Raw genomic sequence first — 24,213 nt, forward strand, 5'->3', positions numbered from 1 at the left:
TATTGCCGTCTTTCTAACAATCATTACTTATTAGGTGTTAGTAACTCTATTGGTAAACCTAATGTTTTCAGTTTTGGCATTAATGACTTTTCATCACCAATCACAATAATTTGATATTCCGTTGGATCAAACCATTTTGTAGCTAATGCATTCAGTTCATTACGCCCTAATGTCGCTATTAACTCATTCTGTTCATCAATGAAATCTTCATCCAAAGAATAGGTGAGAATTTTACCAAGTAAATTTGCTTTTTGACTTGGGGTTTCATACTTCAGTGCGTCTTGTTGACCAACAGCTAAGCGCATAAAGTTCAACTCATCCATTGTCATGCCATCCGTTTCAAATTGTTTCATTTCAGTAATGAATTCTTTGATCGATTCTAGCGTTACATCAGCTCGAACTTGGGCATAAAAAATCGACATTCCAATTTCTTTATTTCCCATTAAATAGCCACCAGCACCGTAGGTATACCCTTTATCTTCACGAAGGTTCTGATTAATTCGACTGTTAAAATTACCACCTAAGTTAAAGTTAGCTAATTGAGTCTGATATAACTCCCCTGTCGCATCATATGGCATACCTTGGCGGACAAAGCGGATCACACTTTGAGGCGCGTTCGGTTTATCGATAACATAAATCTTTTGTTTGTCTAATTTAGGTAATTGTTGTGGCGCTAATAGTTGAGGTGCCTTACCTTGCCAATTCGCTAAAAAAGAAAGTTTTGATACAAGATCTGATTTAGTTATATCACCAACAGAAACGACTTGAGTCCCAACTGGGGTGTAATTATTTTTATAGAACTGTTTTACATCTTCAATGGTTAAACCCTTAACTGAGTCTAGCGTGCCATCTGGAGAACGTTCAAAAATAGTCCCGCCAAACAAGATTTCGCGAGTCGCCTGAGAAGCTAACCATGATGGTTTTTGATGATCGTAAACAAGCCCTTCCATTGCTTGCTTTTTCAATCGCTCAAAATCAGCTTCTTTGAAGGCTGGAGCAAATAACATGTCATTTACTATGGCTAATGTTTGATCAATATTTTTAGTCAGTGATGCTATTGAAATGGTTGTCGTATAACTGCCAGTATTAAAAGAGACTGAGCTGCCTAATTTATCCAATTCTTTTTGAATATCTTCAGCGGAACGCTCGATGGTTCCTTCTTCCATCATGGCAGCGGTTAACTCAGCTAACCCTTCCTTGCCTCTTACCACATAGCGATTTCCAGCAGGTATTGCTATCTGTAATTGAATTGTTGGTGTCTCAATCGCTTCAGTGCCTAATATTTCAATATCGTTCTGTAATTTCGCACGATAAATATCCGGTGTTTTTGCCGTCACTGCTTTTGATGGTTGAGGCATAATAGAGCGATCAAAATCATCTACTGCTTTACGTACTTCTAAATCACCCTCACCAATTTTTTGATACTCAGGTAGCTCTCTTTTTGGCGTAATAAAGTTTGGTGCTTTAACTTGAAGTTGTGTTTTTCCTTTTGGTACAACACTTAACGTCACCTTATATTTATCAGCAATATAATTATCAAACGCTTGAGATACTTTTTCTGGCGTTACTGCTTTTAATTCTGTTAGCTGTTTTTCAAGTTGGTTAGGTTGACCATAGAATGTCTCATTTGAAGCAAGTTGAGATACTTTTCCTGATACCGATTGCAACCCAAATATCGCCCCAGCTTCGGCACTGCCTTGAACTTCAGCAAGATCTTCTTTTGATACGCCCTCTTTATCAAATTTTTCAAGCACATCCATCACTTCAGTATAAGCTGTGGCTAAACTGTTATTGTCACCAGAGTCTGTCATTGCATACACATACAGGGTACATGATAACTCTGCACAATCATGAAAAGCGCCAGCATCAACGACTTTACCTGTCTTCACTAACTCTTGATAAAGTAAGCTTGTTTTACCATTACCAAGTAAAGTCGCTAACATATCCAAGCTGGCTTCTGTTTCTTCACCACGATACGTCGTTGGCCAACCAATCATAACCATTGGTTGCTGAATACGGTCTTCTAGTGTGATGTAACGGTTTTCTGTTAGCGTTACTGGTTGTTTAGGGGCATTTTCAACTTCAGGACCACGAGGGATTGAACCAAAGTATTTGCTTACCCATTCTAATGTTTGCTTGCTATCTAAATCACCACCGATAGTAATAACGGCATTGTTAGGGCCATACCAACGTAAAAAGAATGCTTTTAAGTCGTTAACATCAACACGATCTAAATCTTCGACATACCCTATGGTTTGCCATGAATATGGATGGCCTTGTGGGAATAACGCTTCTCCCATTCTTTCGTAAATTAAACCATATGGACGGTTATCGTAATTCTGACCACGCTCATTTTTCACTGTGCTACGTTGGATCTCAAATTTCTTTTGGGAAACAGCATCAATCAAGAATCCCATTCGATCAGATTCTAGCCATAGCATTTTTTCTAATTGATTCGCGGGTACGGTTTCAAAGTAATTTGTTCTATCGCGATTAGTCGTGCCGTTTAACGTCCCACCTGCTTCAGTGATGATTTTAAAATGTTGTTGGTCGCCAACATTTTCGGAACCTTGAAACATCATATGCTCAAAGAAATGAGCGAAACCTGATTTTCCGATCTCTTCTCGTGCAGAGCCTACATGATAAGTCACATCAACATGTACGAGAGGATCTGAATGATCAGGGCTAAGAATTACAGTTAGCCCGTTTTCTAATGTGTATTTCTGATAAGGAATTACTGTAGTGCCTTCTTTTGGTAGCACTTGCTCAACCAAAGTAACACCTTCTGGCAGGTCTGATGTTTTTGGGGCTTCAAACTCAGAGTTACTGCACCCTGAGAGTGCTAAAATAATCGAGAGGCCTAATAATTTTTTCATCTTAAATCCTATAATATTCCATTTACTGCAAACGATAGAAGAACGTATCGAGCAGCCTTGCCAATCCCTATTAAAATCACACATGGCCAGAACTTCATTCTTAACCATCCGGCAGCTAAACAAAGGGGATCACCAATAACAGGTAACCAACTGAACAATAACGTCCAATAGCCGTATTTTTTTATCCATTTAATGGCTTTATGACCATGTTTTTGTGAAGAAGTTTTATCAGGGAGTAACAAACCAAGCCAATAATTTGTTATGCCTCCCAGCGTATTTCCCAATGTTGCTACAGCAATAACTGTCCACATAGAAAAACTGTCTAATTTTAATGTTGCAATTAAACTCGCCTCAGAGGCTCCTGGTAATAATGTGGCACTTAAAAATCCAGAGCTAAATAATACCCATAATGCAGAATCCGCATTAAACCAATCGAACATGGTGAAGAAATCCCGATAGCCCAGTAAATATAGTTAATAAGCATAAAATAAAAAAGGGTGCTACTGCACCCTTTTATTGTTAAGTTTTACTCAATATTAACCAACAAGCGCTAATAAGATACCAGCGGCAACCGCAGAGCCGAGTACACCAGCAACATTAGGCCCCATTGCATGCATTAATAAGAAGTTTTGAGGGTTAGCTTCAAGACCTACCTTATTAACTACTCGAGCAGCCATTGGCACGGCTGATACTCCTGCAGCACCAATTAATGGGTTTATATCTTCTTTTGAATACTTATTTAAGATCTTAGCCATAATTAAACCACCAGCAGTACCTACGCTGAAAGCAACCGCACCTAGCAATAAAATGCCTAACGTTTCAACATTCAAAAAGGTTTCAGCTTCTAGCTTTGAACCAACACCGAGCCCTAAGAAGATGGTCACAACATTAATCAGTTCATTTTGAGCAGTACTAGATAAACGATCGACAACACCAGACTCTTTCATCAAATTACCTAAACAGAACATGCCAACTAATGGCGTTGCTGATGGTAAAAATAGAATCGTCATAAGAAGAACTGCTAGCGGGAAAATGATCTTCTCCGCTTTACCAACATGACGCAATTGGGCCATCTTAATTTTGCGCTCTTCTGGTGTAGTTAGTGCCTTCATTATTGGAGGCTGAATGATTGGAACTAAGGCCATATAGCTGTATGCAGCTACAGCAACGGCACCCAATAAATCAGGGGATAATTTACTCGCTAAGAAGATAGCTGTTGGGCCATCAGCACCACCAATAATAGCAATTGATGAAGCATCAGCTAATGTAAACTCCATGCCCGGAACAAAATTAAGCAAAATCGCACCAAATAATGTTGCAAAAATACCCACTTGCGCAGCAGCGCCTAACCATAACGTTTTAGGGTTTGCGATGAGAGCCCCAAAATCCGTCATTGCACCCACCCCCATGAAGATCAAGAGTGGGAAGATTCCAGTTTCAATTCCAACGTAGTAAACGTAGTAAAGTAAACCGCCGGGCTCAGTGAAGCCTGCGTTTGGAATGTTAGCCAATATTGCACCAAAACCAATTGGTAGCAGTAGTAATGGCTCAAATCCTTTTTTAATCGCTAAGAATAAAAGACCGCAACCCACTAAAATCATAATAAGTTGTTCAAACTTAAAATTAGCAATTGAGGTTTCATTCCATAATATTAATAAACCATCCATGTTTAACTTACCTTACGCTAGAGAAAGCAACGGTGTGCCAACAGCTACCGCATCGCCTTCCTTAGTTAAAATATCCTGCACTGTACCATTACGTGACGCTTTGATCTCAGTTTCCATTTTCATGGCTTCAAGAATGAGTAAAACCTCACCTTCCGCAACTTCTGTTCCAGGCTGAACAAGCACTTTAAAAATATTTCCAGCTAATGGGGCATCTACTGATTCAGCATCGACTGCTGACAACTGAGGTGATTGAACTGGAATTGGTTGAGCGGATACCGGAGCTACCGAAGAAATAACACCTTGAGGGCCAACTTCAACATTGTAAATTTGACCATCAACTTTAACGCTATATGCTTCAACTTTACCTTTTGCCGGCGTTACTTTCACTCCCTCTTCCACTCCTTCTTTTTCTGAACCTGGAGCTGGTTCAAAAGCATCTGGATTGTTGCGGTTATTTAAGAATTTAAGCCCAACTTGAGGGAATAAAGCATAAGTAAGAACATCATCAACTTGTTGCTCTGCAAGTTCGATATTCTCTTCTTTTGCTTTCGCTAGCAATTCATCTGTTAGTGTATGAAGTTCTGATTTCAATAGATCCGCTGGGCGACAAGTAATGGCTTCAGCACCGTCTAATACACGAGCTTGCAGTTCAGCATCGACAGCAGCAGGAGCTGAGCCATATTCACCTTTAAGAACCCCTGCGGTTTCTTTTGTAATGCTCTTATAGCGCTCACCCGTAAGCACATTTATCACGGCTTGAGTGCCTACAATTTGTGATGTTGGCGTCACTAAGGGAATGTAGCCAAGATCTTTACGCACTTTCGGGATCTCTAATAAAACTTCATCCATCTTATCAGCAGCACCCTGCTCTTTAAGTTGGCTTTCCATATTCGTTAGCATTCCACCAGGAACTTGTGCAATAAGGATACGAGAATCGACTCCTTTTAGTTGCCCTTCAAACTTGGCGTACTTTTTACGTACTTCTCGGAAGTAAGAAGCTATCGGTTCTAGTTGATCGAGTTTTAAATTCGTATCTCGCTCAGTGCCTTCTAACATAGCCACAACCGTTTCCGTTGGTGTATGCCCGTAAGTCTGGCTCATTGACGAAATTGCCGTATCGAGGATATCAATACCCGCTTCAACGGCTTTTACTGCTGTTGCTGCTGACAAACCGGTTGTTGCATGGCTATGTAATGCCAATGGCACATCACATGACGCTTTAATTCGTGTAATTAATTCTTCTGCTTCATAAGGTTTAAGTAAACCAGACATGTCTTTAATACAAAGAGAATGACACCCAAGATCTTCAAGACGTTTTGCAAGATCGACCCAAGTATCTGAATTATGTACAGGGCTGGTGGTGTAAGAAAGTGTGCCTTGTGCATGAGCACCTACATCAATGGTCGCTTTAACGGCTGTTTGAAAGTTTCTCACATCATTCATTGCATCAAAAATACGGAATACATCCATACCATTACTATGAGCCCGCTCAACAAACTTTTCTACCACATCATCGGCATAGTGGCGATAACCCAACAGGTTTTGACCACGTAATAGCATTTGCATTGGCGTATTTGGCATTGCTGCTTTTAATAAGCGTAAACGCTCCCACGGATCTTCACCTAAGTAACGAATACAAGCATCAAATGTTGCTCCACCCCAGGTTTCTAATGACCAATAGCCAATTTTATCGAGCTGCTCAGCAATAGGCAGCATATCTTCAACACGCATACGCGTTGCGAAGAGTGATTGATGGGCGTCACGAAGTACCACATCAGTGATAGAAAGTGGTTTAGACATACTTACAAACTCCTTGTAATAATTTTCCTAAAACAGATTATTTATGCTTTTGACGGTGTAACTTAACCGCAGCAGAAATTGCAGCAATCACTTGAGGCTGCACTGTTGTTTGATCGGGATCTGAATTTTTCTGGACAGCGAGTACCTGTTTGGGCGCTAGCTCCACAGGCAACAGCTTAGACATGAGTTGAACTAGATAAACTAGAATAGTAAGGAATATAAATACAACCCCCATGCCTGTAAGCATTAAGGTTGCCGCTTCCAATAGTAGACTTCCAATGTCTGTCATCTTTTATTCCTTTTTGATGATAGTGACAATGTTAAATGTGCTCTTTTATTCTAAAAAGAGTAAGTGATTATCTCGACCTCAACGAAATTGTCAAATCAGAAACAATCTAAATAAGTTCCAAAAAGAATAAAATGACAAGATATATCCATACACTGCCACCATTTCCCAAAACTTAAACTGATTACAATCAAATTACCTAACAATAACCTTTAAATCAATATATTTAATAAAGCCATCAATTGGTTAACTTAATTTCCTTCAGACATAAAAAAACCCGATCATTAAGATCAGGTTCTTTTAAAAGAATGGTGCGCCAGGGAGGATTCGAACCTCCGACCGCCTGGTTCGTAGCCAGGTACTCTATCCAGCTGAGCTACTAGCGCACAGTAATTCTAATTGTCTTTGTAACTAAATATTGTAACCAATAAACAGTTACAAAAAGAAATAATGGTGCGCCAGGGAGGATTCGAACCTCCGACCGCCTGGTTCGTAGCCAGGTACTCTATCCAGCTGAGCTACTAGCGCACAGTTAATTCTGATTGTCTTTGCAACTAAATACCGTAACCGATAAACAGTTACAAAAAGAAATAATGGTGCGCCAGGGAGGATTCGAACCTCCGACCGCCTGGTTCGTAGCCAGGTACTCTATCCAGCTGAGCTACTAGCGCACAGTTAATTCTGATTGTCTTTGCAACTAAATACCGTAATCGATAGACAGTTACAAAAAGAAATAATGGTGCGCCAGGGAGGATTCGAACCTCCGACCGCCTGGTTCGTAGCCAGGTACTCTATCCAGCTGAGCTACTAGCGCACAATAATTCTTTTATGTTTTTGCTGATTTAAAATCAACAGAAACAAATAATGGCGGTGAAGGAGGGATTCGAACCCTCGATGCGGCTATAAACCGCATACTCCCTTAGCAGGGGAGCGCCTTCAGCCTCTCGGCCACCTCACCGTGTAAATTTGCTTATAGTTACCTACTAAATAACTATATTATTGATAATCACTTACCAATGAAAGAATGGTGCGCCAGGGAGGATTCGAACCTCCGACCGCCTGGTTCGTAGCCAGGTACTCTATCCAGCTGAGCTACTAGCGCACAATAATTCTTTTTTATTCTTGCTGACCATAAAGATCAACATGAATCAATAATGGCGGTGAAGGAGGGATTCGAACCCTCGATGCGGCTATAAACCGCATACTCCCTTAGCAGGGGAGCGCCTTCAGCCTCTCGGCCACCTCACCGTCTTGAGGAGGCACATATTACGGTTTACCAAAAATATGTCAATGACTTTCTTAGTAAAAAATAACGTTTTTTGTTTAACAGCCTATGAAACGACCAAAGTGAACAAAAATAAAACGTTATCCCTAGTTTGTGCCTTTTATTTTGTTTGTTTTTACTCATCAATGCTAAATAAAAACAAACAAGGTCAACACTGTTGACCCTATTCATACGAAATTAAAAGTTACCTTGCGATGCTGCAGGTGTACCTTTTTCCGCTTGAATGCGCATATAAATTTCTTCACGGTGTACAGATACTTCTTTAGGTGCATTAACACCAATACGTACTTGGTTACCTTTAACGCCTAGTACAGTAACTGTTACTTCGTCACCAATCATAAGAGTTTCACCTACACGGCGAGTCAAAATTAGCATTCGAATGCTCCTTGAGTTATCTCAGTTTTATAATAAATGTATGTTTTGTCCGTTATCGCTTATTTTCATAAACGTCTTTGCTCAAGAAACAGCGATCATAAGGTTATTATCTTGTGATTGCTCTGTAATAACAAACGTTTTATGTAAAATATCGGCCGCTCGTTCTAAATCAGCTTGATTCACGATAACCGACAAACTTTTAGGCTCTATACTATGCTGATAAATATCAACACAATTAGCCATTAGTTGATTGCAAGCAGAGTCTGCCATCCCTTCAACCTTATCTCCAACTAATGTCAGAATTGATAAGCTACTAATATTGCGTATTTTTGTACTAAATGCCAGTTTCAATTGTAAAAAAGCCGCTTTTGGCACAACAATTTGAAAACAATCACACCTTTCAATTAACACCCTGTACTGTTTACGTAATTCAGTCAACTCTTCTTCTAAAAAGCCATTACACTCTATTAGGAGTAAATCCTGCTTAAGTGCCAAACCGATTACCCCTTTACCCTCTACTGGTTGTTCACAAATCAGTGTCCCTTCACCATCGTCAAATGATGATAATACACGTAAGGTAACCGATGAATTCCAGGCGTGAGCGACAGAATGCTCTTGTAATACTTTGGCTCCAGACTTTGCTAATAAATGCATATCTGAAAAAGAGATTTCTTTTAAACGACGTGTATTAGGTACAAATCGAGGATCTGAAGAATACACACCATCAACATCAGTAAATATTTGGCACTCATCTGCATTTAATGCAGCAGCTAAAGCAACCGCAGTGGTATCTGAGCCGCCTCTTCCTAATGTCGTAATGTTGCCATTCTTATCTCGCCCCTGAAAACCAGCAACAATAACAATATAACCTTTATCTACCCACTGAGTTATTAAATCGGTTTCAATATGCTCAATGGTTGCATCATTAAATCTATTGTTAGTGTAGATTCCAGCCTGATCAGCCGTTAAAGAAATAGCTTTAATGCCCTTTTGATTTAAAGATAGGGCTAATAACGCGATAGAAACTTGCTCGCCAGCAGAAAGCAACATATCTAATTCACGTGGTTCTGGAACCTCGCTCATTTGATTTGCCAAATTCATTAAACGATTGGTTTCACCCGCCATAGCAGAAACAGCAACAACAACATCATGTCCTTGCTGCTGGGTTGAAATGATGCGTTCAGAAACAGATTGGATCCGCTCAACGGATCCAACTGATGTACCACCATACTTTTGTACGATTAATGCCACCGATACGACCTATTACAGACGCTCAGTTAGCCAAGCTTCAACAGAAGCTAGTGCTGCAGGTAATGCATTCGCATCAGTACCGCCAGCTTGAGCCATATCAGGACGACCGCCGCCTTTACCACCAACTTGTTGTGCAACCATATTCACTAATTCGCCCGCTTTCACTTGGCCAATAAGATCTTTAGTTACGCCAGCAATTAAACCTACTTTACCGTCATTCACATTACCTAACATGATAACGCAGCTACCAATTTGATTTTTAAGCTCATCAACTATGCCACGAAGCGCTTTACTCTCTGCACCATCTAACTGAGCAATAAGTACTTTTGTTCCTGCAATGTCTTGAACTTGATTGATCAGGTTTGCACCTTCTTGAGACGCTAGCTTATCTTTAAGCTGTTGGATCTCTTTCTCAAGTTGTTTTGCTTTTGATGCAGCTTCATTCAGCTTTTTATCTGCTGATTTTTGTTGTGCTTCAATCGCATCTAATGCTGCTTCACCAGTAACGGCTTCAATACGGCGGATACCTGCAGCAATACCACTTTCTGACGTAATTTTAAATAAACCAATATCACCAGTGCTTGATGCGTGAATACCACCACACAATTCAGTTGAGAACTCACCCATAGAAAGAACACGAACTTCATCGTCGTATTTCTCACCAAATAGAGCCATTGCGCCTTTTTCTTTCGCTGCATCAATGTCCATTAGGTTTGTTTCAATCTCATGGTTTAAACGTACTTGTTGGTTAACAATACGCTCAACTTTACGCAATTCTTCAGCTTTTACGCCTTCAAGGTTAGAGAAGTCAAAACGTAAACCTTCCGCCTTAACTAATGAGCCTTTTTGAGTTACGTGCTCACCGAGTACTTCACGAAGTGCTGCGTGTAATAAGTGAGTTGCTGAGTGATTTAAAGTAATCGCAGTACGACGCTCTTCATCAACTTGAGCCATTGCACTATCAGCCGTTGATAATACACCTTCAACTAACTTACCGTGGTGACCAATTGCATTACCTACTTTTTGAGTATCAGTAACAACAAACTTACCCGCTTCAACAGTAATGATACCGGCGTCACCAGATTGACCGCCTGACTCTGCATAGAATGGCGTTGCATCTAAAATTAGAATCGCATCATCACCAGCAGAAAGAGTCTCAACGGCTTCACCTTCACGGAAGATTTCTAATACCGTTGCTTTTGCTTCAGTCGAATCATAACCGTGGAATACTGTTTCAGATTCAACTTTGATCACTGCATTATAATCAGTACCAAATTGACCCGCTTCACGAGCACGTTGACGTTGTTCTTCCATCGCTTTTTCAAAACCATCTTCATCGATAGTTAATTCACGCTCACGAGCAACATCATTGGTTAAATCTGCAGGGAAACCGTAAGTATCGTAAAGTTTAAATACAGTTTCGCCGTCAAGAACCGTGCCTTCTAGATTATCTAACGCTTCGTTCAGAATGACCATGCCGCGTTCAAGCGTACGACCAAAGTTTTCTTCTTCAATTTTAAGAACTTTTTCAACTAGCGCTTGCTGTTTTTTCAGTTCTTCACCAGCGGTTCCCATGATCTCAGCCAATGGACCAACTAATTTATAGAAGTAAGAACCTTTAGCACCTAACTTGTTACCGTGACGTACCGCACGACGAATAATACGACGTAATACGTAACCACGACCTTCGTTTGATGGCATAACACCATCAACAATTAAGTAAGAACAAGAACGGATGTGATCAGCAACAACACGTAGAGACTGGTTTGAAAGATCATCGTAACCAACTACTTTTGCTGTTTCTTTAATTAGTGTTTGGAAGATATCAATTTCATAGTTTGAGTGAACGCCTTGCATGATTGCTGCAATACGCTCAATACCCATACCTGTATCTACTGATGGCTTAGGAAGCAGTTCCATTGTACCGTCTGCTTGACGGTTGAATTGCATAAATACGTTGTTCCAAATTTCAATGAAACGGTCGCCATCTTCTTCAGGAGAACCTGGACGGCCACCCCAAATGTGCTCACCGTGATCGTAGAAAATCTCAGTACAAGGACCACAAGGACCAGTATCACCCATCTGCCAGAAGTTATCTGATGCGTAAGGTGCACCTTTATTGTCACCTATGCGTACGATACGATCTGCTGGAATACCCATTTCTTTATTCCAGATTTCGAAAGCTTCGTCATCAGTTTCATAAATAGTGACTAATAAACGGTCAGCTGGCAGTTCTAGACGCTCTGTTAGAAATTCCCAAGCATACTTGATTGCATCTTGCTTGAAGTAATCACCAAAGCTGAAGTTACCTAGCATTTCAAAGAAAGTATGGTGACGAGCCGTAAAGCCTACGTTTTCTAAATCGTTATGCTTACCACCAGCACGAACACAACGTTGAGCCGTTGTTGCACGAGTATAGTTACGTTTTTCTGAACCTAGGAAACAATCCTTAAATTGGTTCATACCTGCGTTGGTAAATAAAAGAGTTGGGTCATTTGCTGGAACTAGAGAAGAACTCTCAACAATTTGGTGTCCTTTGCTTTCAAAAAAAGCAAGAAACGCACGGCGGATCTCGTCAGTGCTCATATACATGTAGGTATTCCTGATTGAATCGTAGGTTAACTCACTCTTGTACTCTGTTAAGACAAGCAGTGTTTTTTAGACAGAATTTCGAACATTGTATACGCAAATGCAAGCGAAATATAGATAAGTAAAGTGATCAAATGAGGAATAAGGAGGGTTTTAGAATATCACTGATAGATTCTCAATAAATAGAAACAAAAAAGCCAAACACTGTGGTTTGGCTTTTATCTGCATTTATTTTCAAAGAAAGCGATTTAGAACTCTTCGTTTTCTTCTACTTCAGCAGTCACATCTGGTGTTTCTGGCTGATCTTCTGCTGGAGTTAGTAACAGCTCGCGTAATTTAGCGTCTAGTTCCGAAGCAATGGCTACGTTATCACGCATAAACTTAGAAGCGTTTGCTTTACCTTGACCAATCTTGTCGCCGTTATAGCTGTACCAAGCACCCGCCTTATCAACTAATTTATGCTTAACACCTAAATCAATTAATTCACCTTCGCGGTTAAACCCTTTTCCGTATAAGATTTGAGTTTCAGCTTGCTTAAATGGTGCTGCAATTTTATTTTTAACAACTTTAATGCGTGTTTCGTTACCAATCACTTCGTCGCCATCTTTTACTGCGCCTGTACGACGAATATCAAGACGAACTGATGCATAAAACTTAAGTGCATTACCACCCGTTGTGGTCTCTGGGTTACCAAACATCACACCAATTTTCATACGAATTTGGTTGATGAAAATACACATACAATTTGATTGTTTTAGGTTACCCGTTAACTTACGCATCGCTTGAGAAAGCATACGAGCTTGAAGACCCATGTGGCTATCGCCCATTTCACCTTCAATTTCAGCTTTTGGTGTTAACGCAGCAACCGAGTCAATAACCATTACATCAACAGCACCAGAGCGCGCTAACGCATCACAGATCTCTAGAGCTTGCTCACCCGTATCAGGTTGAGAAACTAATAATTCATCAATATTTACGCCAAGTTTTTTAGCATAAACAGGATCTAGAGCATGCTCAGCATCGATAAAGGCACATGTTTTGCCTTCACGCTGTGCTGCAGCAATTAATTCAAGAGTTAATGTTGTTTTACCTGAACTCTCAGGACCGAAGATCTCAACGATTCGACCCATTGGTAAACCACCAGCACCAAGTGCAATATCAAGAGATAAAGAACCAGTAGACACAGTCTCAACATCCATTGTGCGGTTATCGCCCAACTTCATGATTGAACCTTTACCAAATTGTTTTTCAATTTGACCTAATGCGGCGGCCAGTGCTTTTTTCTTGTTATCGTCCATCTTGATTCTCCAGTTACTCTAGATCACGTAATCAGTTAATAACCAGTAGTATACTGTCTATTCATACAGTGTCCATAGGCTTGTATCATTTTTTCTTTAACTTTCGATATGATTTCGACTAAATAACACTTAACCTTATGAATTAGTTAAGATCTAATAAGCGATTCTTTAATGTGAGAAATGCATATTTGATCGCACTTTTTCTAATTTCACTGCGATCACCAGTAAAATATACAGTAGTTTCATAATGCCAGTCATGTTTATCAGCAAAGCCAAAACAAACGGTCCCAACAGGTTTTTCATCACTCCCTCCACCAGGGCCAGCAATACCACTAATTGAAACCGTAATATCAGCGTTACTGTGCACCAAAGTACCTTTAGCCATCTCTTTTACTACGGGCTCACTCACAGCACCAAAACGCTGCAATGTATCTAAACTAACGCCAAGTGATTCGTTTTTTGATTCATTACTGTAAGTAACAAAACCACGCTCAAACCAAGCGGAACTTCCTGCATTTTCTGTCGCGCAGAAAGCCACACCACCACCAGTACAAGACTCTGCACATGCCATAGTCTTACCTTGTTGCATTAATAACTCACCCACTTTTTGGGCAAGTTGCGTATTTTTCACCATATCCATTAGATTCTTTCCATCTTGATTCGAATTTTATCCATTCTATCTTTGATTGCTGCTTTGATTCACGTATTCTTAGCAACAAATATTTTCTACACTCATTAGGTCTCGTTGTGGCAACAAAATCAACTGAAAAACACACCCCAATGATGCAACAGTACTTGCGTTTAAAATCTGAAAACCCGGATATTTTACTGTTCTATCGTATGGGCGATTTTTATGAGCTTTTCTATGATGATGCGAAACGAGCCTCTCAACTGCTTGAGATCTCTTTAACTAAACGAGGCTCTTCTGCAGGCGAACCTATCCCAATGGCAGGCCTTCCTTACCATGCTGTTGAGGGCTATTTAGCCAAATTAGTTCAGCAAGGTGAATCGGTTGCGATTTGTGAGCAAGTGGGTGACCCTGCGACGAGTAAAGGTCCTGTTGAGCGTAAAGTTGTTCGTATCGTTACCCCTGGTACTGTAACTGATGAAGCACTTCTTCCTGAACGTTTTGATAATTTAATTGCCGCTATTTATCATCATAAAGGCCATTTTGGTTACGCTACATTAGACATCACCTCTGGTCGTTTTAAACTATCAGAGCCAAATACTGAAGAAGCGATGCTTGCCGAGCTGCAACGTACAGCCCCAACTGAGCTGTTATTCAGTGAAGATTTTGAACCAGTTCATTTATTAGAAAAAAGAAATGGTAATCGTCGTCGCCCAGTATGGGAATTTGAGCTTGATACTGCTAAACAACAGTTAAACCAACAATTTGGAACTCGCGACTTGGTTGGCTTTGGGGTGGAAAAAGCTGAATTTGGTTTATGTGCTGCTGGCTGCCTTATTCAATATGTAAAAGACACTCAACGTACTACTCTGCCTCATATTCGCTCCATCGTAATGGATCATCAAGATGACTCAGTGATCCTAGATGCGGCGACACGTCGAAATCTTGAAATCACCCAAAATTTAGCGGGTGGATTCAATCATACGTTATCAGAAGTACTTGACCATACAGCAACCGCAATGGGTAGCCGTCTGTTAAAACGCTGGTTACATCAACCCGTTAGAACACATGATGTATTAAACCAACGTCTTGATGCTATTGGGGAATTAAAAGATGAAGTGCTATTTAACGAACTGTCTCCACAGTTAAGAAACATTGGTGATGTAGAACGTATTCTCGCTCGACTTGCGTTACGCTCAGCTCGACCACGAGATCTTGCCCGCTTACGTAATGCACTGCAACAGTTACCAGAATTAGCTCAAACCGCACAAGAATTTAAACAAACTCATTTACAAAACTTAGCTCAACTAGCACAACCAATCGATTCTATTTGTGAGCTTTTAGAGCGTGCAATAAAAGACAACCCTCCAGTGATCATTCGTGATGGTGGTGTTTTAGCTGATGGTTATAACGAAGAGCTCGATCAATGGCGAGATCTGGCCAATGGTGCAACTCAATATTTAGATAAGCTAGAACAAGAAGAACGTGAACGTCACGACATTGATACGTTAAAAGTCGGTTACAACAACGTACATGGCTTTTATATTCAAATAAGTAAAGGGCAAAGTCATAAAGCACCCGCACATTATGTTCGCCGTCAAACATTGAAAAATGCTGAACGTTATATCATTCCTGAATTAAAAGAGCATGAAGATAAAGTCCTAAGTTCAAAATCTAAAGCACTAGCAATAGAGAAAAAATTATGGGAAGAACTATTTGATCAACTTCTTCCACACTTAGAACAACTTCAATTAATGGCGAATGCGATTTCAGAGTTAGATGTACTGAGTAACTTAGCAGAACGCGCGGACACCTTGAATTATTGTCGCCCTACACTATCTTCAAGTATTGGAATGGAAATAAAAGGAGGCCGTCACCCTGTTGTTGAGCAGGTAATGACAGACCCATTTATTGCCAACCCAATCAATTTAAATGATGACCGTAAGATGCTGATCATTACCGGACCTAACATGGGTGGTAAATCGACCTATATGCGTCAAACAGCACTCATTGCATTAATGGCTCATGTTGGCTGTTATGTCCCTGCTGATTCAGCAAAAATAGGTCTGCTCGATCGTATCTTTACACGTATTGGCGCCTCGGACGATCTAGCGTCTGGGCGCTCAACTTTCATGGTTGAAATGACAGAAACCGCGAATATCCTTCATAATGCCACCAAGTATAGTCTGGTACTTATGGATGAGATTGGTCGCGGCACAAGTACTTATGATGGTTTATCGCTAGCGTGGGCAAGCGCAGAATGGTTAGCAACAAAGATTAACGCCATGACTTTATTTGCCACGCATTATTTTGAGTTAACTGAATTACCTAATTTATTTAATGGCTTAGCGAATGTACACCTTGATGCTGTAGAGCATGGCGATGAAATTGCCTTTATGCACGCAGTTCAAGATGGTGCCGCAAATAAATCTTATGGTCTTGCTGTTGCTTCTTTAGCGGGAGTTCCAAAAACCGTTATTAAGAAAGCAAAACTAAAACTTCAGCAACTTGAAAGCGGTAAAAATACGTCAATATTACCACCAAGCGTGCAAGTAAAAGAAGAACATCAACTCTCTTTGATCCCAGAACCAAGCGAAGTTGAAGAAGCACTATCTAATGTAAATCCGGATGATTTAACACCACGGCAGGCATTAGAAGAACTATATCGCTTAAAAGCTCTTCTATAACCAAGAAACAGTACTAAACCCCAAAGCCTGCTTATAAAATATTATAGGCAGGCTTTTTTATATTATTTTTGAAACCCTCTAAATTATACTAGTTCCAATAATGATCATCTAATTAACTACATTGGTATTAGTGTAAATACTCACTTATAAAGTTCTCATTATTTTGATTAAAATTTGACTGAATCATTAAAAGGATATTTACTTAACATAAAATTAACAATAAATAATAACGATAAACCGCAGGATGCCCCTATGAGCCAATCAGTATTAAATCACAATACAAACCCACAACTTCCTCACCAAGCAATGCTTGAATGGGCTGAAAAAAAACCTAATGACGTTTTCCTTCGTCAGATTAAAAATAGGCAATTTGTGGATTACACTTTTTCTGAAGTGGTTGATAAAGCACTCCGTCTAGTGACATCCTTACAAGAGTTAGGCGTTAAACCAAAAGACAGAGTTGCTTTAATTTCGAAAAATTGCGCTGAATGGTTTATTACGGATCTCGCTTTAATGCTCGGTGATTTTGTCAGTGTTCCTATTTTCCCAACAGCTGGCCTTGAAACAATTGAACACTGTTTAACTCACAGCGAAAGTAAAACCCTTATCGTAGGAAAACTTGATGATGTTAACGCCACTCAAAAAGCAATGGAAAACCTTCCAGAGATAAACACCATTGCTTTTAATTATGACTCTGCCGCCAAATGCCAATATCAATTTGATGAACTTATTCAACAATACCAACCATCCGAGTTTAGGCCCGAGCATAATGACAATACCCTAATGTCAATTGTTTATACCTCAGGAACATCCGGATTACCAAAAGGAGCAATGCTCACCTTTGGTGGATTTAGTCATTCATCAAAACACCTTATTAATCATATCGGTATACAAGCAGGCGACCGTCTATTTTCTTACCTGCCTCTTGCTCACATTACTGAACGTGTATACATCCTAGGTTCTGCTTTTTTTGGTGGTATCCAAACTGCTTTTCCAGAGTCACTCGATACCTTCATTGATGATGTAAAAATGCATCGCCCTACTCTATTTATTTCAGTACCAAGGTTATGGACCGTATTCCAACAACGAATTCAAGATAAGCTACCGCAGAAGAAGCTAAACATTTTACTGAAGATCCCTTTTGTTAACGGCTTAATTAAACGCAAACTGGCAGATGGTTTAGGGTTAGACCAAGCTCGTGTACTAGGGTGTGGCTCCGCGCCAGTCTCCGCAGGATTATTAAAATGGTATGAAAGTATTGGATTAAACATCACTGAAGCATGGGGAATGACTGAAACCTTTGCCTATAGCACACTGAATTATCCTTATCGCTCCGATAAAGTCGGCAGCGTTGGATCTGCAGGCCCTGGCGTTGAACTCAAAATTGCTAACGATGAAGAAATATTAGTAAGAGGCGATGGGCTTTTTGCTGGTTACTATAAAAATGATGAAGCAACAGAAGAAAGCTTTAATAACGAAGGTTGGTTACATACCGGAGATATTGGCTCTATTGATTCTGAAGGTTATTTAACCATTCAAGGTCGTAAAAAAGACACCTTTAAAACAGCCAAAGGAAAGTTTGTTGCTCCTGTTCCTATTGAAAAGCGTATTTTCGATCTTAGCAATTTAGAAATGATGTGTCTTATTGGCTCTGGCCTACCCGGACCTATTTTACTCGCTATTCCACATGCCTACCCTAATTTTGACCAAGCACGTTATGAGCGTACAGCCCTTAGAAACTTAGAAACAATTAACAGTGGATTAGAGTCTCATGAAAAACTAAAAGGGATATTAATGATTAAAGAACCGTGGTCAATTGAGAATGGTATTTTAACCCCAACATTAAAGATAAAACGCCATATTTTAGAAAAGAAATACCATGAACTCGCATCATCATGGCCTAAGGATAAAAAAATAATATGGGAATAACCCATAAAAAACCCCCAGTTAACAAAAACAAATAAAGCCCTAAGCAAATTATCGGCCTCAAGCATGCAAAATTATATGTTTGAGGTTTTTTTTTGCTCGAAAAATTTCAACTTCACCCAACTCAGATAAATAATGAGATAAAAAACCTTATTTACAGATTCAAATTAGACGTTTATTTAAATTAAATGCATTTAAGTCCGATTATCTACCAAAAAAGACTTTTTCATACCCATTCTATAAAAACAATCGTTTGCAATGAAGACAATTGTAATCAACAAAACTCACAAGTATCTATAATTCAACAACTTAAATCACAAACTAAATAAAACACCAACTTCGTTATTGACATTATTGTTATTCCATTTAGACTCCTGTCCGTTTATCAAAAAACTGACCAAAAATTCAAGACAGATGAGGAACGGATATGTCGAATGACAATGATTACAGCTTGAGTGCTGTACCTAAAACCGCAAGAAAAGGTGCGGTTTCCCTGACATTAGTAATGCTAGGGTTAACCTTCTTTTCTGCAAGTATGTGGACAGGAGGCTCTCTTGGTACTGGGCTCTCTTTTGATGACTTCTTCCTCGCTGTTCTTATTGGTAATTTAATCCTCGGTATTTACACTTCTTTTCTTGGCTACATCGGCGCTTCAACTGGTCTCTCCACTCATCTTCTCGCTCGTTTCTCTTTCGGTTCTAAAGGCTCATGGATCCCATCTCTTTTACTTGGCGGTACTCAAGTTGGTTGGTTTGGGGTTGGTGTCGCCATGTTTGCAATTCCAGTTCAAAAAGCCACTGGCATTGACACTAATGCATTAATCGTAATTTCTGGTCTATTAATGACCGTCACCGTTTATTTTGGCATTTCAGCATTAATGGTTCTCTCCATGATTGCGGTTCCAGCTATCGCAGTACTTGGTGGTTATTCAGTATTGACTGCCGTTGACAGTATTGGTGGTGTAGCTGAACTACAAAAAATCCAACCGACTGAACCAATGGATTTCTCAATTGCACTTGCTATGGTTGTAGGCTCTTTTGTAAGCGCTGGTACATTGACGGCTGATTTTGTGCGATTTGGTAAAAAGCCGATGGGAGCCGTAGCCATTACTATGATTGCTTTCTTTATTGGTAACTCACTGATGTTTATCTTTGGTGCAGCAGGCGCTTCTGTAACTGGCCAGTCTGATATTTCAGAAGTAATGATAGCTCAAGGTTTATTGATTCCGGCAATCATTGTGCTCGGACTAAACATTTGGACAACTAACGATAATGCACTATATGCCTCAGGTCTCGGGTTCTCGAATATCACTGGTCTACCAAGTAAATACATTTCAATGTTAAATGGCTTAATTGGTACTGTGTGTGCCCTATGGTTGTATAATAACTTTGTTGGATGGTTAACTTTCTTATCTATCGCTATTCCGCCAATTGGTGGCGTTATCATCGCTGATTTCTTTATGAACCGTAAACGCTATATGGATTTCGAAAACGCCAAATTCAAAACGATTAATTGGGCGGCCATTATTGCGGTTATTATTGGTGTCGCTGCTGGTAATTTCCTACCAGGTGTTGTACCTGTAAATGCTGTGTTTGGTGGCGCACTAAGTTACCTACTACTGAACCCTCTTTTAAACAAAGAAAAAGCCTCTGAAACAGAAGCTGCATAGAAGAATTCTTATGACTGATTTATTAATTAAAAACGTAACATTACGAGATCAAGAAGGGTTATTCCAAATCTTAATCCAAGATGGTCAATTCAATAAAATCGCTTCAAATGAAGAACAACTTTCATATTCAGGAAAGGTACTAGATGCGGAAGGCGGTCTTGCTAATGCGCCCTTTTGTGAGCCTCACGTTCATTTAGATACAACTCAAACTGCTGGTGAGCCAAGTTGGAATATCTCAGGAACCCTTTTCGAAGGTATTGAGCGCTGGTCTGAACGTAAGCAACTGCTGACTATTGAAGATGTTAAGAGCCGTGCCAAGCAAACACTTAAATGGCAAATCGCTAACGGTATTCAGCACGTTCGTACTCACGTTGATGTTTCTGATCCAACATTGATTGCCTTAAAAGCAATGCTAGAAGTTAAGGAGGAGATGAAAGAATGGGTCGATATTCAAATCGTTGCTTTTCCTCAAGAGGGCATTCTTTCTTATCCAAATGGCAAAGAGTTACTAGAAGAAGCCGTACAACTTGGTGCTGATGTTATTGGTGCCATTCCACACTTTGAATTCACTCGTGAATACGGCGTTGAATCTTTACATTACGTTTTTGAATTAGCACAAAAGTACGACCGCTTGATCGATGTACATTGTGATGAAATTGACGATGAGCAATCACGCTTTGTAGAAACACTTGCCGCTCTAGCTCATAAATTTAATATGGGTGAAAAAGTCACAGCAAGCCATACGACAGCGATGCACTCTTATAATGGCGCTTATGCTTCTCGTCTCTTCCGTTTATTGAAAATGTCAGGTATCAACTTTGTTGCCAATCCATTAGTGAATATTCACTTACAAGGCCGCTTTGATGATTACCCTAAACGTCGCGGTATTACCCGTGTGAAAGAGATGCTTGCCAGCGATATCAACGTCTGTTTTGGTCATGATGATGTATTTGACCCATGGTATCCACTAGGTACTGCCAATATGCTACAAGTTCTGCATATGGGGCTGCATGTTTGCCAAATTATGGGGTATGACCAAATCAACCAAGGGCTTGATTTAATCAGCTACAAGTCAGCACGAACCCTGAATATTCAAGATAATTATGGCATTGAGGAAGGCAAGCCAGGTAACTTAATTATTTTACCTGCAGAAAATGGTTTTGATGCACTACGTCGTCAAGTACCTGTTCGTTACTCGATTCGCCAAGGTAATGTAATTTCAGAAACACAACCAGCAACAACAATCATTACTTTAGATGAATCAGAAGTGGTTTCATTTAAGCGTTAATTGGAAACTAAATAATCAAATATACATGGGAGCCTATTATGCTCCCATTTTTTATGAATATCTTTAAGGGTGAATGCTATACTTACCCTAATTCAAGAAAAATGGCGATATTATGACACAGCAAAATAACCCGCTTCATGGCGTAACCTTACAGGCAATCTTAACTGAATTAGTGGAGCACTATGGATGGGAAGAACTAAGCTACATGGTTAACATTAATTGTTTCAAATCTGATCCAACCATTAAATCGAGTTTGAAATTTTTGAGAAAAACCGAGTGGGCGCGAGTGCGAGTAGAGAATATCTATTTAAAACTTCAACGTCATAAAGAAAAAGCAGAAAAATTAAATTAATCTGAATAATACCAATCTACATAAGTATTTGATCATTCTTACTTGTGAAAATCGATTAAAAACAAAAAGCCCCGCAAGTAAACTTGCGGGGCTTTTTTAATTAAAGAGCATTAGCCAGAATTACTTCTTAGCGTTAGCTTCTTTAACGTCAGCAATTACTTGCTCTGCTACGTTCATAGGACAAGGTGCGTAGTGAGAGAACTCCATAGAGAACTGACCACGACCAGAAGTCATTGTACGTAGTGAACCGATGTAACCAAACATTTCTGAAAGAGGGATGTCAGCTTTAACACGAACACCTGTTACGCCAGCCATTTGGTCTTTGATCATGCCACGACGACGGTTAAGGTCACCGATTACATCACCAACGTGGTCATCTGGAGTGAACACGTCTACAGCCATGATTGGCTCAAGAAGTTGTGCACCAGCTTTTGGCATAGATTGACGGAATGCACCTTTCGCTGCGATTTCAAATGCTACTGCAGATGAATCGACTGCGTGGAAACCACCATCTAGAAGTTCGATTTCAACGTCAAGAACAGGGAAGCCAGCAAGAACACCAGTCTCCATCATGCCTTTGAAGCCTTTCTCGATTGCAGGCCAGAATTCTTTAGGAACGTTACCGCCCACAACAGAAGACTTGAACGTAAAGCCAGAACCAACTTCACCTGGTTTCATAACGTAGTCGATCTTACCGAACTGACCTGAACCACCAGATTGTTTCTTATGCGTGTAGCTATCTTCAACAGGTTGAGTGATAGTTTCACGGTAAGCAACTTGAGGTTGACCAACAGTTAGGTCTACACCGTATGTACGCTTAAGGATATCAACTTTAATGTCAAGGTGAAGCTCACCCATACCTTTAAGGATTGTTTCGCCAGTTTCTTCGTCAGTTTCAACTTGGAAAGATGGATCTTCTGCAACCATTTTACCGATCGCGATACCCATTTTCTCAGTACTGCCTTTATCTTTAGGCGTTACAGAGATTGAGATTACTGGTACAGGGAATACCATTGGCTCAAGCGTTACTGCGTGCTTAGGATCACATAGAGTATGACCAGTTTGCACATTTTTCATACCAACGATAGCGATGATATCACCAGCTTGCGCGTAAGTTAATTCGTTACGATCGTTCGCTTGCATCTCAACCATACGGCCAACACGCTCAGTTTTACCTGTGAACGAGTTAAGGATTGTGTCACCCTTGTTTAGTTTACCAGAGTAAATACGTACGAATGTTAGTGCACCAAAACGGTCATCCATGATTTTGAATGCTAGCGCTTTGAATGTTTCGTCTACAGAAACGATAGCGTGCTCGCCAGTCTCTTCGCCTTCTTCGTTCATTAGCGGTTGAGGATCTACTTCTGTTGGAGAAGGTAGGTAATCAACTACAGCATCAAGAACAAGTTGCATACCTTTGTTCTTAAATGCAGAACCACAGAATGCTGGGAAGAAGTCCATTGTGCGCGTACCTTTACGGATACATGCTTTTAGTTGCTCGATAGATGGCTCTTCGCCTTCCATGTAAGCTTCCATTAGATCGTCGTCTTGCTCTACAGCAGTCTCAACTAGCATCTCACGGTATTCTTCTACTTGATCAACCATGTCCGCAGGAACATCAGTGATTTCGAAGTTTTCTGGAAGACCTGAATCATCCCAAATGTGTGCTTTACGAGTTAGAAGGTCAACAACACCAACGAAATCTTCTTCGATACCAATTGGTAGAACCATAACTAGTGGGTTAGCACCTAGTACGTCTTCAGTTTGCTTAACAACACGGAAGAAGTCAGCACCCATACGGTCTAGTTTGTTAACGAAGATGATACGTGCAACTTCTGATTCGTTCGCGTAACGCCAGTTAGTTTCTGATTGAGGTTCAACACCACCAGAACCACAGAATACACCGATACCACCGTCAAGTACTTTAAGAGAACGGTAAACTTCTACTGTGAAGTCAACGTGTCCCGGAGTATCGATAACGTTAAAACGGTGATCTTTCCAGAAACAACTTACAGCTGCTGATTGGATAGTAATTCCGCGCTCAGCTTCCTGTTCCATGAAGTCAGTCGTAGATTCGCCATCATGTACTTCACCAGTTTTGTGGATCTGACCAGTAAGTTTTAGGATACGCTCAGTTGTGGTAGTTTTACCCGCATCAACGTGCGCGAAAATACCAATATTTCTGTATTTAGATAAATCAGTCATTGTTTTACTCTATTAATAGGATAGAAAATGC

Annotated in this window: 16 protein-coding genes and 7 tRNA genes; 5 read left to right on the top strand and 18 right to left on the bottom strand. The window is 40.1% G+C overall.

Annotated features, from left to right (window positions below; translation table 11 throughout):
• Positions 1-23 precede the first annotated feature (23 nt).
• From PVK70_RS01215 to PVK70_RS01295, 17 genes are all read right to left on the bottom strand, one after another.
• Positions 24-2,876: a M16 family metallopeptidase gene (locus tag PVK70_RS01215; RefSeq protein WP_130046830.1), complete on the bottom strand. Its 2,853-nt coding sequence runs from the start codon at positions 2,874-2,876 to the stop codon at positions 24-26.
• Positions 2,877-2,884: 8 nt separating this feature from the next.
• Positions 2,885-3,316 carry a YqaA family protein gene (locus PVK70_RS01220; RefSeq protein WP_130044267.1) on the bottom strand — a complete coding sequence of 144 codons (432 nt, stop codon included), beginning with the start codon at positions 3,314-3,316 and terminating at the stop codon, positions 2,885-2,887.
• Between the two features lie 96 nt (positions 3,317-3,412).
• Positions 3,413-4,543 carry a sodium ion-translocating decarboxylase subunit beta gene (locus PVK70_RS01225; RefSeq protein WP_130044268.1) on the bottom strand — a complete coding sequence of 377 codons (1,131 nt, stop codon included), beginning with the start codon at positions 4,541-4,543 and terminating at the stop codon, positions 3,413-3,415.
• A gap of 12 nt (positions 4,544-4,555) precedes the next feature.
• The gene (gene oadA, locus PVK70_RS01230) at positions 4,556-6,343 is read right to left on the bottom strand and encodes a sodium-extruding oxaloacetate decarboxylase subunit alpha (RefSeq protein ID WP_130046831.1); all 1,788 of its coding nucleotides are present in this window, start codon (positions 6,341-6,343) and stop codon (positions 4,556-4,558) included.
• A 37-nt stretch (positions 6,344-6,380) separates the two neighbouring features.
• Positions 6,381-6,632, bottom strand: a complete 252-nt coding sequence (locus PVK70_RS01235; RefSeq protein WP_130044270.1) for an oxaloacetate decarboxylase subunit gamma — start codon at positions 6,630-6,632, stop codon at positions 6,381-6,383.
• A 306-nt stretch (positions 6,633-6,938) separates the two neighbouring features.
• Positions 6,939-7,015, bottom strand: a tRNA-Arg gene (locus tag PVK70_RS01240).
• Positions 7,016-7,080: 65 nt separating this feature from the next.
• Positions 7,081-7,157, bottom strand: a tRNA-Arg gene (locus PVK70_RS01245).
• Positions 7,158-7,223: 66 nt separating this feature from the next.
• Positions 7,224-7,300, bottom strand: a tRNA-Arg gene (locus PVK70_RS01250).
• Between the two features lie 66 nt (positions 7,301-7,366).
• A tRNA-Arg gene (locus tag PVK70_RS01255) sits at positions 7,367-7,443 on the bottom strand.
• Positions 7,444-7,494: 51 nt separating this feature from the next.
• Positions 7,495-7,587, bottom strand: a tRNA-Ser gene (locus PVK70_RS01260).
• Between the two features lie 67 nt (positions 7,588-7,654).
• Positions 7,655-7,731 (bottom strand) — tRNA-Arg (locus PVK70_RS01265).
• Between the two features lie 53 nt (positions 7,732-7,784).
• A tRNA-Ser gene (locus tag PVK70_RS01270) sits at positions 7,785-7,877 on the bottom strand.
• Between the two features lie 214 nt (positions 7,878-8,091).
• A complete protein-coding gene (gene csrA, locus PVK70_RS01275) occupies positions 8,092-8,289 on the bottom strand; it encodes a carbon storage regulator CsrA (protein WP_005417777.1) in 198 nt (65 codons plus the stop codon).
• A gap of 81 nt (positions 8,290-8,370) precedes the next feature.
• Positions 8,371-9,540: an aspartate kinase gene (locus tag PVK70_RS01280; protein WP_130046832.1), complete on the bottom strand. Its 1,170-nt coding sequence runs from the start codon at positions 9,538-9,540 to the stop codon at positions 8,371-8,373.
• 12 nt (positions 9,541-9,552) lie between these two features.
• Entirely contained in the window at positions 9,553-12,132 is a 2,580-nt protein-coding gene (gene alaS / locus PVK70_RS01285) for an alanine--tRNA ligase (protein WP_130046833.1), read from the bottom strand.
• Between the two features lie 245 nt (positions 12,133-12,377).
• Complete coding sequence (gene recA, locus PVK70_RS01290; protein WP_130044273.1) at positions 12,378-13,427, bottom strand: recombinase RecA; 1,050 nt, start codon at positions 13,425-13,427, stop codon at positions 12,378-12,380.
• A gap of 142 nt (positions 13,428-13,569) precedes the next feature.
• Positions 13,570-14,067 (bottom strand): CinA family protein, encoded by a 498-nt coding sequence (locus PVK70_RS01295; protein WP_130046834.1) that lies wholly within the window; start codon positions 14,065-14,067, stop codon positions 13,570-13,572.
• A 140-nt stretch (positions 14,068-14,207) separates the two neighbouring features.
• Here PVK70_RS01295 and mutS point away from each other — a divergent pair, with 140 nt between their 5' ends.
• The 5 genes from mutS to PVK70_RS01320 all read left to right on the top strand — a co-directional run bounded on the left by mutS (position 14,208) and on the right by PVK70_RS01320 (position 21,977).
• Entirely contained in the window at positions 14,208-16,742 is a 2,535-nt protein-coding gene (gene mutS, locus PVK70_RS01300) for a DNA mismatch repair protein MutS (RefSeq protein ID WP_165367121.1), read from the top strand.
• A gap of 252 nt (positions 16,743-16,994) precedes the next feature.
• Positions 16,995-18,671: an AMP-binding protein gene (locus tag PVK70_RS01305; RefSeq protein WP_130046836.1), complete on the top strand. Its 1,677-nt coding sequence runs from the start codon at positions 16,995-16,997 to the stop codon at positions 18,669-18,671.
• Between the two features lie 424 nt (positions 18,672-19,095).
• Positions 19,096-20,337, top strand: a complete 1,242-nt coding sequence (codB, locus tag PVK70_RS01310; protein WP_130046837.1) for a cytosine permease — start codon at positions 19,096-19,098, stop codon at positions 20,335-20,337.
• A gap of 10 nt (positions 20,338-20,347) precedes the next feature.
• Positions 20,348-21,625, top strand: coding sequence for a cytosine deaminase (locus PVK70_RS01315; RefSeq protein WP_130046838.1), 1,278 nt, complete (start codon positions 20,348-20,350; stop codon positions 21,623-21,625).
• Positions 21,626-21,737: 112 nt separating this feature from the next.
• On the top strand, positions 21,738-21,977 hold the full coding sequence (locus PVK70_RS01320; RefSeq protein ID WP_130046839.1) for a VF530 family DNA-binding protein: 240 nt from the start codon (positions 21,738-21,740) through the stop codon (positions 21,975-21,977).
• Positions 21,978-22,097: 120 nt separating this feature from the next.
• Here PVK70_RS01320 and fusA read toward each other — a convergent pair whose 3' ends face one another.
• Positions 22,098-24,182: an elongation factor G gene (gene fusA / locus PVK70_RS01325; RefSeq protein WP_130046840.1), complete on the bottom strand. Its 2,085-nt coding sequence runs from the start codon at positions 24,180-24,182 to the stop codon at positions 22,098-22,100.
• Between the last annotated feature and the right edge of the window lie 31 nt (positions 24,183-24,213).

It is taken from the genome of Aliivibrio sp. A6 (assembly GCF_028765505.1).
In the GTDB taxonomy this organism is placed as follows: domain Bacteria; phylum Pseudomonadota; class Gammaproteobacteria; order Enterobacterales; family Vibrionaceae; genus Aliivibrio; species Aliivibrio finisterrensis_A.

Coding starts and splice junctions, on each gene's coding strand:
- PVK70_RS01215 (WP_130046830.1), bottom strand. CDS start 2,876: ATGAAAAAATTATTAGGCCTCTCGATTATTTTAGCACTCTCAGGGTGC.
- PVK70_RS01220 (WP_130044267.1), bottom strand. CDS start 3,316: ATGTTCGATTGGTTTAATGCGGATTCTGCATTATGGGTATTATTTAGC.
- PVK70_RS01225 (WP_130044268.1), bottom strand. CDS start 4,543: ATGGATGGTTTATTAATATTATGGAATGAAACCTCAATTGCTAATTTT.
- oadA (WP_130046831.1), bottom strand. CDS start 6,343: ATGTCTAAACCACTTTCTATCACTGATGTGGTACTTCGTGACGCCCAT.
- PVK70_RS01235 (WP_130044270.1), bottom strand. CDS start 6,632: ATGACAGACATTGGAAGTCTACTATTGGAAGCGGCAACCTTAATGCTT.
- csrA (WP_005417777.1), bottom strand. CDS start 8,289: ATGCTAATTTTGACTCGCCGTGTAGGTGAAACTCTTATGATTGGTGAC.
- alaS (WP_130046833.1), bottom strand. CDS start 12,132: ATGTATATGAGCACTGACGAGATCCGCCGTGCGTTTCTTGCTTTTTTT.
- recA (WP_130044273.1), bottom strand. CDS start 13,427: ATGGACGATAACAAGAAAAAAGCACTGGCCGCCGCATTAGGTCAAATT.
- PVK70_RS01295 (WP_130046834.1), bottom strand. CDS start 14,067: ATGGATATGGTGAAAAATACGCAACTTGCCCAAAAAGTGGGTGAGTTA.
- mutS (WP_165367121.1), top strand. CDS start 14,208: ATGATGCAACAGTACTTGCGTTTAAAATCTGAAAACCCGGATATTTTA.
- PVK70_RS01305 (WP_130046836.1), top strand. CDS start 16,995: ATGAGCCAATCAGTATTAAATCACAATACAAACCCACAACTTCCTCAC.
- codB (WP_130046837.1), top strand. CDS start 19,096: ATGTCGAATGACAATGATTACAGCTTGAGTGCTGTACCTAAAACCGCA.
- PVK70_RS01315 (WP_130046838.1), top strand. CDS start 20,348: ATGACTGATTTATTAATTAAAAACGTAACATTACGAGATCAAGAAGGG.
- PVK70_RS01320 (WP_130046839.1), top strand. CDS start 21,738: ATGACACAGCAAAATAACCCGCTTCATGGCGTAACCTTACAGGCAATC.
- fusA (WP_130046840.1), bottom strand. CDS start 24,182: ATGACTGATTTATCTAAATACAGAAATATTGGTATTTTCGCGCACGTT.